This window comes from Arenibacter echinorum (genome assembly GCF_003259375.1).
GTDB lineage: Bacteria > Bacteroidota > Bacteroidia > Flavobacteriales > Flavobacteriaceae > Arenibacter > Arenibacter echinorum.
This window is the reverse complement of sequence record NZ_QLLN01000004.1, coordinates 374,495-387,279: the sequence shown is the minus strand read 5'-3', so window position 1 is coordinate 387,279 and position 12,785 is coordinate 374,495. Positions and strand designations below refer to the sequence as shown.

The 12,785-nt window shown below is 40.0% G+C and carries 11 protein-coding genes; 5 read left to right on the top strand and 6 right to left on the bottom strand.

The features are described from left to right. Positions 1 to 289 precede the first annotated feature (289 nt). Positions 290 to 1,735 (bottom strand): amidase, encoded by a 1,446-nt coding sequence (locus tag LV92_RS12025; RefSeq protein ID WP_111623891.1) that lies wholly within the window; start codon positions 1,733 to 1,735, stop codon positions 290 to 292. A 324-nt stretch (positions 1,736 to 2,059) separates the two neighbouring features. Here LV92_RS12025 and LV92_RS12020 point away from each other — a divergent pair, with 324 nt between their 5' ends. The 4 genes from LV92_RS12020 (at position 2,060) to LV92_RS21995 (ending at position 4,084) form a co-directional block, all read left to right on the top strand. Then, positions 2,060 to 2,350: a helix-turn-helix transcriptional regulator gene (locus LV92_RS12020; protein ID WP_111623890.1), complete on the top strand. Its 291-nt coding sequence runs from the start codon at positions 2,060 to 2,062 to the stop codon at positions 2,348 to 2,350. 10 nt (positions 2,351 to 2,360) lie between these two features. Beyond that, entirely contained in the window at positions 2,361 to 2,699 is a 339-nt protein-coding gene (locus tag LV92_RS12015) for a helix-turn-helix domain-containing protein (RefSeq protein WP_111623889.1), read from the top strand. A 533-nt stretch (positions 2,700 to 3,232) separates the two neighbouring features. Then, complete coding sequence (locus LV92_RS12010) at positions 3,233 to 3,481, top strand: hypothetical protein (RefSeq protein ID WP_111623888.1); 249 nt, start codon at positions 3,233 to 3,235, stop codon at positions 3,479 to 3,481. A 42-nt stretch (positions 3,482 to 3,523) separates the two neighbouring features. After that, positions 3,524 to 4,084, top strand: coding sequence for a BfmA/BtgA family mobilization protein (locus LV92_RS21995; protein WP_245946368.1), 561 nt, complete (start codon positions 3,524 to 3,526; stop codon positions 4,082 to 4,084). 354 nt (positions 4,085 to 4,438) lie between these two features. Here the strand turns inward: LV92_RS21995 and LV92_RS11995 are convergent, their stop codons facing one another. Continuing rightward, complete coding sequence (locus LV92_RS11995; RefSeq protein ID WP_111623886.1) at positions 4,439 to 5,647, bottom strand: site-specific integrase; 1,209 nt, start codon at positions 5,645 to 5,647, stop codon at positions 4,439 to 4,441. Positions 5,648 to 6,011: 364 nt separating this feature from the next. Continuing rightward, a complete protein-coding gene (locus LV92_RS11990) occupies positions 6,012 to 7,073 on the bottom strand; it encodes a nucleoside hydrolase (protein WP_111623885.1) in 1,062 nt (353 codons plus the stop codon). Between the two features lie 583 nt (positions 7,074 to 7,656). Here LV92_RS11990 and LV92_RS11985 point away from each other — a divergent pair. After that, complete coding sequence (locus LV92_RS11985) at positions 7,657 to 8,640, top strand: amidohydrolase family protein (protein WP_111623884.1); 984 nt, start codon at positions 7,657 to 7,659, stop codon at positions 8,638 to 8,640. 138 nt (positions 8,641 to 8,778) lie between these two features. Here the strand turns inward: LV92_RS11985 and LV92_RS11980 are convergent, their stop codons facing one another. The 3 genes from LV92_RS11980 to LV92_RS11970 form a co-directional block, all read right to left on the bottom strand. Continuing rightward, positions 8,779 to 9,648: a hypothetical protein gene (locus LV92_RS11980; protein WP_211322968.1), complete on the bottom strand. Its 870-nt coding sequence runs from the start codon at positions 9,646 to 9,648 to the stop codon at positions 8,779 to 8,781. Between the two features lie 117 nt (positions 9,649 to 9,765). Next, positions 9,766 to 10,725 carry an ornithine cyclodeaminase family protein gene (locus tag LV92_RS11975; protein ID WP_111623882.1) on the bottom strand — a complete coding sequence of 320 codons (960 nt, stop codon included), beginning with the start codon at positions 10,723 to 10,725 and terminating at the stop codon, positions 9,766 to 9,768. 272 nt (positions 10,726 to 10,997) lie between these two features. After that, positions 10,998 to 12,785 (bottom strand): malectin domain-containing carbohydrate-binding protein (locus LV92_RS11970; protein ID WP_170126315.1); only part of this gene is annotated, 1,788 nt, incomplete at its 5' end.

Genomic DNA, 12,785 nt, shown 5'->3' with positions numbered 1-12,785 from the left:
TACTTGCCATCGTTCAACCATTACATCTTAATTTTTAGAAAGTTCCCGGAAAGGATATATTCTTAAGACACTTCCAATTTCCAAATCCGTCCTATCAACCGGTCGTTTTATGGATTGGATTACTACTTATTGCGATACGAACAGGAATTTCTGCGTTACATGCAGGACGCTTTGGATATTAGGGGATGATATCAGCCTTTTGTAGCCCATTCGATAGAAGTCACCGTAGTATCGGTTTGGTTACAAACCTAGCTCTTAAAACAGTACAAGTTGGGTCAATAAAATGTATTTAATAACTGTGGTGTTTTATAAAACCTTCGGTATGTCTGGATACCAATTTTGCAAAATATAGCAGATTAGTTTCACTCCAATAGGGGCCAACCACTTGAACTCCAACAGGCAATCCTTCTTTACCAAGACCCAATGGGATACTTATAGCCGGATGACCGCTTGCATTGAAACAAGCATTGTACGGATATACATAATCAATGTATTTCATAGTTTTTCCCTCATAAATAATTGGTGTTCCAATTTTACATCGCTTATATGCAGGACCAAAGCCGGACGGGCATACCAAAAAATCGAATTCTTCGAAATAGGTTTCCCATTCGTTGATAATTTGCATCCTTAGCCCTATGAGCTGTGAATAATCGGAAAATGTATCTTTGAATTTCCAAGGGATATTTTCCATGCCTTTTAAATATCCGTTCTTCAATTCTTTTATCATTAAAGGTTTCACAAACCAGGGAAGATCTTGCATAATGGTCATGAATGACAACCTTTGATGCAACTCAAGTGTTCGGCGATGAAGATTTTCCTTAGGGATTAATTGCCGAGTACTTCCGCCTTGGTCCCTGATCAACCTTATAAATTTCTCGATTACTTGTTTGGTCTGCTTACTGGTGTCATAATCTTTCCATCCATTGACCCATGCCACTTTGTAATCACTTATTCTCCTTTGATTGTGTATCTTCCAATGGATCGAAGGAATTCTTCTATCCGTTTTATCTGCACCCTTCAGAATGTTCCATGACAACTCCAGGTCTTGGGGTGTTCTCGCCATAGGCCCCACCACTGCCATATCGTTCAGAAAACCTTTGACTGCTTCAGGTTTCGGAATCAGCCCATGGGTGGGTATCGTATTTTCAGTGGTCTTCAAACCGTAAACACCACAAAAGTTTGGAGGTATACGAACTGAACCTCCCAGATCACCGCCCAATTCAATAGGAACCATTCCTGTGGCCAAAGCGACCGCGGAACCCCCTGAACTTCCACCGGGAGAATAGGCTTCATTGTACGGGTTAACACATGTGGGATAGATGTCCCCATCAACTTGGTAGTCCAACATCTCCTTGGAAATATTGGTTTTCCCCAATATTATTGCACCTGCTTCCTTTAAGCGGGTAACAACCAAAGCATCTTCCGGGGCTATCCAGTCCTTTAAGCGATTACTATTCAATGTTGATTTGTAACCTTTTAGCCAAAATTGTTCTTTGATGGTCATGGGTACCCCATGCAGAGGGCCTCTAAATTGCCCTTTTTTTGCTTCCTCGTCACAAGTCAGTGCTTCTCTTAATGCTTCTTCTTCCAATAACAGAATAACAGCATTTAATGAGGGATTATGCTTTTTGATATGCGCGATGTGTTCTTGTACTACCTCTGTGGAAGTAGCTTTTCCGTTACGAATAAGCTCGGCAAGTTGTATGGCGGATTTAAAAATAAAACTACTAGACATCTTCAGGTTTTAAACTAGTATAAAATGTTTTAAACTAGTATCAAATATCGAGAATATGTGATGGCATTCAAATGACAAAAATCATCTGTTTGGACTTTAAGAAGTTAGATTGATTAATCTATTGAAAGGGGTAGTTTCATAAAATCAACGTTTTATAAGACTTTGTAATATTGGCTTAAAACCACTTATTCAATTATTTTTAGTAAATCGTTCGAACTTCCAACAATTCTTCAAAAAACACCACTTACAAACGTTAAAATTTCCTTCGATTTCTTTTAGTGATAAACGCACTACTAATTTGAGGAAAATCTTAAAGCAAATATCATGGAAGAAAACGAAAACGTAGTGGGGCTGCTATCCGACATCAAGGGTCTGTTGTCCCACACCAAGAAAACAATGAACGTGGAAGATCTGGCCGCATACACCGGACTCTCCAAAAGCAAGATCTACAAGCTGACCCAGCTAAAGTTGATTCCCATGGGGAACAATCCCCATATCCGCCAGAAATTCTTTGACAAAGATACCATTGATGCCTGGTTGTTGGGGGAACCCGATCTATCGGACGAGACCTTGGAACACCGTTTCAATGATTCACTAGTCAAGAACAAGAGATAACTGCTCTGTCATGAAACCTACTGAGAGAAATTTTCAGGGGATCTGGATACCCAGATCGATCTATCTGAACACGGAGGTGAACTGGTATGCCAAGATCTTGTTCATGGAGATACACAGTTTTACCGAAAACGGTATGGAGTGTTACATGTCCAACAAGTACATTGCTTCCTTTCTAAATATTTCCGAACGACAGGTAAGCAGGTACATTTCCCAACTAAAGTCCTTGGGCTGGATAGAGGAAACCTCCTTTAATGGAAGAAAGCGCTACCTGAGAAGTATGTTGTATTTTGAATATGACACTGGCGACCCTGACCAGACAATACTTTCATGGCAGTCTGGACACTTTTGACCGGGCGGCATGGACATAAGTGTCCAACATAATAAACAAGTAATAAAAAAAGATAAAAAAACAATTTAGCTCTAAACAGAGAGAAAGAAAATTGAATTCAATATTGGAAGGGGTGATATGGAAAAGGGATGGTCAGATCAATGTATTGAAAAGCAAACAGGGCCAAAACCGCTACGCGCTCCAGAGCTTTTAAAAATAGATTTTTTAAGTAGGCAAAGAATAGGTTGCCTATGCCGATCTTGATTTCGAAGTGAACGCAACGAATAAGAGTTTCTTAGGGCATTTTTACAGGTATCGGAACCAAGATCCCGAATTTAAAAATGTATGGATCATATCGCTTAAAAAAGGGTTGCTCACTTCAGATCCGGATCAAATGCTAGCGGAACTTTGAAACCCTTTGGACAAAAACACATATCACCACCAATTTGAGCCTTTCCCAGATTGGGAATCGCTATGGAACACAGATATCGGATAGGTCCGTAAGGATGTTCAACCGGCTAAAGTTGGATGGCCCGAGCCGAAGAAAATAGCTGGTGAAAGAAAAAAGAGCACCTATTGGAGTGGATGTACCGTTTGGAAAGGACATTAAAAAAATCATAACTAGTGAGAAGCTTTTTAGAAGTTTAAAGGAAGGTCTTCCGCGGCGAAGTAAAACGGAGCAAAGGAATAGCAAGAGGGTAACGGGCCAAGGCCACGTTACGATTTTTAAGTTGTTGATTTTCAATGAATTGAAAATTGTTTTACTTCTAAATCTGGAAAAATTTGCGACAAACGGCATGTAAACGCCCATTTTAAGGGGAGAATTTGCGACAAAACAGAAAATTATGAAACCATTTATAGGTATTCGTTTTAAGAAAGATATAGCGAAGCAGTTCCAGACGTTTTCGCGGAGGACTTTCAAGACCCATACGGAGGCCTTGCAGACAATGCTGGATTTCTTTATCTATAACGAGATTTCCCCAAAGGAATCACTTGGTCCCAACGGGAGGACCATAACTAACCTGATAAAGAAAAGGTTCGATGCGATGGCGGCCATGATGAAGAATATGGAAAAGAATGGAGTACTTCCGACAAAGGCGATGATAGAACTTTTATTTGAACACTCGCCAAGAAAGAAACGGGGGCAAGCTCCCTTGTTATTGGAGGGTCGGGAAGACGATCCAGAAAGGGACAGGTTTTTTAAAAAGGTGGAGGAGGCGCTTGTTATGGAAAGAGAATATACCAATCTAAAACGCGACCTAAGGCAGAACAGGGCAGAATTTATTGCCCTTTTGAACAAGGTACAATTGGTGAAGAGCAGATTTGGGAAGCCCAGGTTACAATTGGACATGAGCCCTGAAGAGTTCGAAAAGCTTAAAATAAAAATAGAAAAAGAATTGCAATAGAATTGCCCTATTGGATGATTCCGTAAAACAAATCCAATCCTTGTGGAAGTTGAAAAACCTCTGGATTTTACAACCTCCTCGGAACCGCTCATAAAAGCATGGGGCCTAGAAAAAACGCCCCATGCCTTTATCCTTGCCAACGCTCGGTTATTGCCATGGATCAAAAAAATGCCGTTCCAAATTTACTTAAGCAAGTGCGCCCTGTCCGATTTTTGCTTTACGATTATCTTCCCGAACACTACAAAAATCGGACAGGATCCATGCGCAAAGTTTAAGGGTAAGATTTGGGACAATTCGTTTCAACTTTAATACATGTCTTTGAATTCACTTTGCTAGCTACATAATCAAAATCGGTCAAAGCAGCAAAGCCGCTGCATCGTCAAGTACGGTACTCCCCAATTCCTTTAAATAGACTTGAGTAGTAGTTAAGTCTTTATGCCCCAATGATTCACCAATAACATCTGTAGCTACTCCCTTTTGTTTTAAGCAATTGGCAAAACTATGTCGTGCTACATAACTTGACAAAGATTTGTTTATGTCACAGAGGCGGGCTATTTCTTTTAAGTCCCTATTATATTTGGCCAGGGTCTTCTTTTTGCGATTATCAATTTGGGCCGGAGTTAGACCATCCTTTAATAGTATGGGAAACACGTATTTAGTAGGTAAAGAATGTTGCTTGTAATAATTGAGGATTTCTCGCACTGGCGGAAGAATAGTAATTACAAACCTGCCCTTAGTTTTATTTCGAATATAGGAAATGGTGGAGGCATCAACATCTTGCCATTTGAGAACCATCATATCCGTATAATTCATTCCCCTGGTATAAAAGCTGAACACAAAATAATTTCTGGCATCCGTTAATTGTGGATATTCGGATATATCAAAGTTGATGATTTTGGTTACCTGATCAAAATCCAATGCCTTTTTGATGCCCTGACCTTTTAATTTTGAAATCTTATACGTCTTGAATGGATGGTTGATGTCTCTTATGATGTTCCGCTCAATGGCTTTATTGTACAATGCTCTTAATGTTCGCTGCTTAATACTGATTCCACCATCCGTTCCACCCCTAGAGCGGAGCCATGCCTCATATTTATTTAAGAAGGTATTTGTAATATCCTGAAATCTTATTTTTCTAAATTTGCAAAACTGTTTTATAGACTTCATTGTTTCTTCATACATGGTAGCATTTCCCATTCTACCTCCTAGTTTCATTTCTGAGATTATCTCTTCCCAGAAAGGAAATACATAATCATTTGTCGGATTGTTGTCTACTCGGAAACGTTTACTAAAATCGTCAAGATTAAAATACTCTTTTTCCATTTGAAGATCGGAGTATATTTTTAAGGCACGGTCTTTAAATTTTAGCAACAACCTATTATTTTGTATGTAATTTGAACTCTTTCTATTAAAACAACCGGAAGAAAAATTCCACTCATTTTCAGCGGTCCTAAATATGGTATTAAAGTATTTGGTTTTTCTATTTTTGGTCACCCTCAAACAAACTGGATAAGTGCCATCAGAAAATGCTTTTTTTCTTAAAACTGTTTTGATACTTGACATAATAGTTCAATAATGGGTACAACATAGGTACAACAAATGGACACTTAAAGTTATAATTAAAGAAGTTTGCTGCAAAATAAAAAATCATAAAGTGTTGATAATCAGACTATATGACGATAAATAGCGCTACATGAAAATGGATTTTAATCGTCTGTCACGCAGGGGGTCGCGGGTTCGAGTCCCGTCCGGACCGCTTAAAGCCTTCAACGCAAGTTGAGGGCTTTTTTCGTTTTCTGCAGAGTGATTTATAATTGAATTAATTTCCCCAATAGTTCAGTGTCTAATAGGGATTTAGATGCATTGAACTATTACTAAACCGAGATAGGTATATACTTTCAGAAATAGGTCGTTCACTGTGCGGTTCTTATTGTTTTGGAGTTTGAACCATCAACTCACCAATTCGCTCCGAAATTTCGGAGAATTTATCTTCTTTGGTCAACCAATATACATGGTGGGAATCTTCGGAGGTATCCCATAGATTGTAAAAATACCGGATTCCGTTCGGCTCACTATGCAACCCTATTTTTGGAGTGCCTGCTGTTCCCAAAGAAAAATATTCTGCTTTTTGATCCCTGTAAATGGCATAGTACACCGTTTCCAAATCGGCTAGATGATGGTCCCAATCTCCATATCTTTCCCGATAAATTCTATACGCCTCCCTAACAGGGTTATTTTCAGGCGTATTTATCAATTCCTTTCCCCTATGATAGGGTTTAGTGATAAAATTACCGGCGACATGGATCGGCGTAGGCCAATGTTCAAAAACTTCCATAGAAGCCATGCCGGCAGTATGGTTAATCTGCTGACCGCCTAAGTTCATGCTAAGCGGTAACATGGTGTCTTTGGGAAACCAAGTCCTACCAATAATTATTAATTCCTTTACTTTTTTTCTAACCAATTGCAACCCCCAATCATCTTTGATGAGATTTTTTAGATTTAGAAGATAACCAACGGAAACGATAACTACCGAGCTGTCGGGTTGTTGTTGTAATATTTCTTTGTACAGGTCCACAGCATCAGGTACATCCTTTCTTGTGTCAACATCATGTACGAAGCGAATATCCTTGACAATTTGCTGTGTATAATCCGTGCAACATTTTAATAGGATAGCAATATCCCTAGAATAAGTATCATCTTTTTTATATGATCCAATTGGCAAATCAGGGTGACCATAATATGTGTTTACCGCATCGATATAGCCCACACTAAAATCGTCGGAGGTGTTGTGCATCACGGCGAGTAAATCTACCTCACCATTGTCTTGAAGCGCATGTAACATGGCAAGAGCCCCTGCATCATCACAGTCAGTTTCCATATCCGTTTCATAAATGATTTTAATCTGTCCAAAACACATTGAACTTATTACCAATAAGAGGGCGAGCAAGAAAAATACTTTTTTGAAATGGGCTTGGGATGATGGTGTCATCTAATTAGAATTAAAAGAAAAATGTTATTATCAAGGAGGAACTTGATCAAATAAATCTAAACTGTCTAACAATCCTAATTTGGAAAGTATCAGCGGCTTTTTTCAGAACGATTGCCTAATTATAGATGCATTCTTTCTTTCTAAAAATACAAAAAATTTAATACCTGGAAACGGAATTGCACCTGTTTTAATTCGAACATTAGCGCACAGTACGATCAAGGGGTATGTCCATAATCAATAGCTGAGGTAAATGAAAATAGCCCATTGTTTCCGGTCATGGAAGGTGCCACTTTACGGGAGGAGTTCACGGCAAAAAAACAATTGCTTTTTAAACTGTTTATAATAACGGGGTAGGTTATATATTCTTTAAATTTGTATAGATAATTCCAATACCGCGCGTGTTCATTTAAAGTTGGGATTCCTTTTTCAATTCACACACAACTTTTGAGATTGAGCCATCATTATACTCAATTTAAGACGCGCCATTACAATGTGATGAAATATTTGTATATTGAATTGATAGATTTTTCAAATAAATGTTTATTGGACTACCATTCCGATTTAGCCGTAGTATTTTATCCCAATGTTTTTTATTAAAATGAGATTTGATGCACATGTACATTTCAATTCTTTAAATGAATCGTTTCTCAATTATGGAATCGAGAATGAGATGCGCTTTCTATCCATTGTTACGGATATGCCGTTTTTTCCTTCCGTAAAAGATCAGCTTACCACCATATTAAAAATAAAGAAGATTTATCCGGGCCAAATTGATTTTGCTACTACTTTTTCATGTAAAGATTGGGGAGGTTCCGATTGGCTTTCAAAAAGCCTTGATAACATAGACAGATCCATGAATTTGGGGGCAGTTGGAGTCAAGGTTTGGAAGAATATAGGAATGTCCTTAAAAGATGATAAAGGTAATTATGTAATGATCGACCATCCATCCTTTGAGCCGATCTTTCAATTTTTAGAAGATAACAATATACTTCTTTTAGGGCACAATGGAGAGCCTAAAAATTGTTGGTTGCCAACGAAGGATATGACAGTGGAGTCGGACAAGGCTTATTTTATGGCTCATCCCGAATATCATATGTTTCATCATCCTGAAATACCTAATTATGAAGCACAACTTAGGGCCAGGAATAATCTACTAAAAAGACATCCAAATTTACGATTTGTTGGGTTGCATTTGGCAAGTCAGGAATGGGACACCAACGAAGTAGGAGCTTTCTTAGATCAATTTCCTAATGCTATGGTAGACCTTGCCGAAAGGATATGTCATTTGCAGTACCAGACAATTGATCATTGGAAAAAGATATATGATTTTTTTATCACTTATCAGGACCGTATTATTTATGGATCTGATATTGTGGTAGATAATAGTCTCTCAGATGATGTTCTGATCCAGTACATGAATGAGAGATATCAAAACCACATGAAATATTTTACAGAAAATGAATGGATGACGGTTCGGAAGGTAAATGGAAAGTTCAAAGGTTTAGGGTTGCCTGTTTCTGTAGTTGATAAAGTATATAGTGCCAATGCCTTAAAAACGTATAAATAACATATCTCAATAAGGAATTAGAGCCTAAAAGCACCTTGGATTGAATTTTATATGTTCGAAATTATCTTGGATCCGGGCCAATTGGTGTGTTTATGCAAAGATTCTAGTTGATCCAATCAAAAAAACTCGGGAAAGTCGCTACTGTGCTTTGTCTAAAGGATAAAATGGCTTCCCAATAACCCCTTCATCACTAAATAAGGAAGATTTCTGAATATCTTGAAGGACCTTTGTAATAAGATGGACTTTGTTATTGATCAAGACACTGTCCTGTACTAATCTTATACCGTGACTATAATCTGCGTAAGTATCACTATGACCGGAGTAGACGGGTTGGATGGGGGTTCCATTTTGGTAATGCCAGCCGTAAATTACAACTGGCTTGGACGATTTTTCATAGATTTTGTTCGAGATTATAACATCCTTTTTTTGTCCGGCCACCAAAACATTCAATGGTGCCTGTTTAAGTGTTACTTTTCTTTGCCCTTTTAGTCTATTATTGTGTTCCCACATAACCGGAATGGTTGTCATTTGGGCAGTGGGAGGAATGGGAGAGGGAGCCAGTTTTACTTGGGCGTTGGTCCAAATTTGATCTACTATTTGCTTGGTTGGGAGGGTGAAACCGATAGCCTCGGCTATTTTTTGGGCCAGAATAGGGGTCATTGGCATAAGGAAATAATCGGCATCTGAGCCAACAGCCAAATAATCTGGAAGTACAAAATAGGTTACAACATATGTGGAATCCTTGATGGTTTTTGAAAATGAAATGGGAGTCAGCTCGCGTAAAAAGTTAGGCACATTTCCGCTCAAAATTTGTTGGTAAATGTGCTTTTCCCTGTCTTCCAAATTTAGGGTTTCGATCTGATTTTTAAAAGTGCTACCGGAAATAGCATCATTTGCACGTGGAGGGAGAGGTAATTTTTGGGCCTTCAGTGTCCCCGAGACGGTCATTGCTAAAAGTAAAAGCACGACGTTTGACTTATTTAATGCCGAATAAAAAGTTTTACTCATTTTTTGGATGTTCCTAATTTACGAATGTATTTTTCGCGTTTTTTTTGGTTGTTAAACAACGTGGTACATATTTTAATTTTGCTTGATTTGGGCTGTACTTTCTTGCCTATACGATTATCATTTATTTTGGTACATATTGTAATAATAGGTGGCGGCGGCCAGATCTTCCAAGGCATGTCCGACCGACTTAAACATTGAAATGTCCTCGTCGTTCTTCCTTCCAGTTTTCTTTTGGGAAGCTAGTTCAAACAAATCGGCCTTAATATCCGTCTCCTTCAAAACTCCATTTTTTAAAGGAATAACGATATCCCCACTTTCTTTTAATCCGCCTTGATAGGTGTCAACATACACTTCCGGTCTTTTAACTGTTTCATCATCAGCCTCCCGCATATCCACCTTGTAAGCTCCTACCAGATCAACATGTTGACCAGGCTGTAGATATTTTCCCAAAACAAGGGGCGTTTTGGACAAGGTGGCCGAAGATATAATATCGACTTTAGAAATTGTATCTTCAATTGCCTGTATGGGTTGTAACTGGAAGGGTGCATTCTTTAGTTCTTCGCAAAGTTTAACCGCCTTGGAATAATCCCTGCCCCAAACATAGACTGTTTCAATTGGACGTACACTGGCATGGGCCATTATTAAATTGGGAGCAAGGGCTCCAGTGCCGATCATTAATAGGGAGCTGGAATTATCCCTCGATAAATATTGTGATGCCAAAGCAGATGCAGCGGCAGTTCTTTTTACGGTTAAACTCTTGGCCTCCAAAAGTGCAAGGATGCTGCCCTTTAGGGCATCCAAATAAATATACGTACCCTGAATGGCCGGTAGGTTAAATTGACCGTTTTTGGGACTCACAGTGGCAATTTTTACGCCAGCCTGTTTTCCGGGCTTCCAAGCAGGCATCAATAACAAGGTGGAATCCTCATGTACTTCGGGATTGGGGAAATCGTGATGATGTCTCATAGGAACCAAGGTTTCCTGATTGGAAAATGCAGCCCTTAATGCATTGATAAGGCTAAGAAAATTAGTGTTTTGCTCTATAAAACTTGCCGGAATTTGGGTTATATTATTCATCCCTCCAAAGTTATAAAAATAACGGAAAGTCAATGTCGGTTTGCAGATACCATGCAAGCCGATAGTATTTGTAAGGAACTTTAGTGGAATTCACCGTGCAAATATAAATTCATGCTAAGATAATCCCTCGAGGCTTTTTGTATTTAGATAAATTTGACCCAAGTAATTATTGGCATTCCTTCGGAAGGAATAAAGTCATCCTTTGGTTTATAATAAAAGGGCCGGCTGCATTTTTTGCAGCCGGCCCTTTTTAGAATGATCAAGATGTAAACTTAATTGCCGGTAATTAGCAATTTCTGTTGGTATTCCGTGCCATCTTCGTCCTTAGCTTTCACAATATAGACACCAACCGGCAGTTCCTGTACATTCAAGGGTCTGCCATTATCGTCGATAATACCTCCATTGATTGTTTGTACGATCCTTCCCGACAAATCATAGATATGTATGATTTCTATGGTGGTCGGCAATTCAAAACTTAGGGATGTCTCCACTGATGTAGGGTTGGGCGTAATACTAAATTTATTAGATGCGCCTGTTGCCTGTGTTGTTGGAATACCTACTTCTGAATCTTCCACGGTCACAGGACCTAATGGGGCTGATGCAGGAGCCGCTAAAATTTCTATAGCGGATATCTTTGGTTGATCCACGCCGTCATTGGCATTGAAATTCATATTCAGTACACCATCTGCTACGGTAATCGCAAAGGTTTTGGTTACTGCTGTTTGTGGACCAACTTCTGCATTGATATCAAAATTGTTCAGTACGGTGGTGCCTTCCATCACTACATCGAAAACACGTTTTCCTGTACCTGTTGCTCCGCCACCCGTAGCACCCCAATAGATCTCAGCAAAATGAAGGGTCACATTGTAATCACCATCCTCCAAAGGAATATTATAACTGAAGGTTGGCGGGGAAGCACTACGTTCGGTCTGGTACAAGCTTGGTACCTGTGCACTTGTATTTGTGTACACCTTGCCACCGGCAAAATTCTGATCTGCGGCATATACATTACCTTCAAAGGTCAATTCAGGACCACCTGCATTAATCCTTAGGGCAAAGTTGTTATTTTCTTCACCGGCACCAATGACCTGTACGTTCTCGTAAACGGCCTGGGCTAGAACCCCATCGTTATGTGAGGTTGTCGCAAGACCTACAAATATGCTCTGTCCCATAGGTATGGAGGTGTTTCCTACCTGAACCCAACTTCCATTGGTCTCGGATACGTAGGCAGTAAAGGTATTGCCCGAACGTACCAGTCTTAGGTAATGTGGGAACCCTCCGGGAGCCGGTGCTGGGGCGGTATAGTTACCAGTGCCAAGGTTCCCTCCTTTGGTAGGCCTGTACTGGAAGCTATATGCTGGCACCCCTGTATTATTGGGGTTGGGGGCCATGATCATCATGGCCATGGCTGAATTGCTAGTAAGATCTCCTCTCATCATCACCCCTGCCTTGGCCCATGCGTTGGTCTGTTCCAGGCTCATTAGCTGGGCTATGATCTCACCGTCTCCCTGCAGTTCCTGATATACATAGTGGAACTCGTCTGCACTTCCGAAGATATCCGCTCCTGATGCGCTGATCTCGAAACGGCCATTGTCGTAACATGCCTCACCATTTGCGGCAACGTTTCCGATATCGGAATTTGTCCATGGAGAAGGTACCGGAGTACAGTCAACAACCACATCCTCATCCACTTGTATGGGAACAGAATCGGTGTCCTGAAGACCTTCCGGGTCGGTTACCGTAAGTATGGCCGTATAGTTGCCAACGGTAGTATAGGTGTAAACCGGGTTGGTAGCAGACGAGGTATCGCCGTTTCCGAAATCCCAAGCATAGACAAGTCCATTTGGGTTTTCTGGGTCGCTAGATCCACTGCCGTTAAAGTTTACTTGTAAAGGTGCGGTTCCGCTCAACGGAGTAGCTGTGGCCACTGCCGTAGGAGCCTCGTTTTCTTGCACCGTGCCGATTACCTGTACGTTCTCGTAAACGGCCTCGGCTAGAACCCCATCGTTATGGGAGGTTGTCGCAAGACCTACAAATATGCTCTGTCCCATAGGTATGGA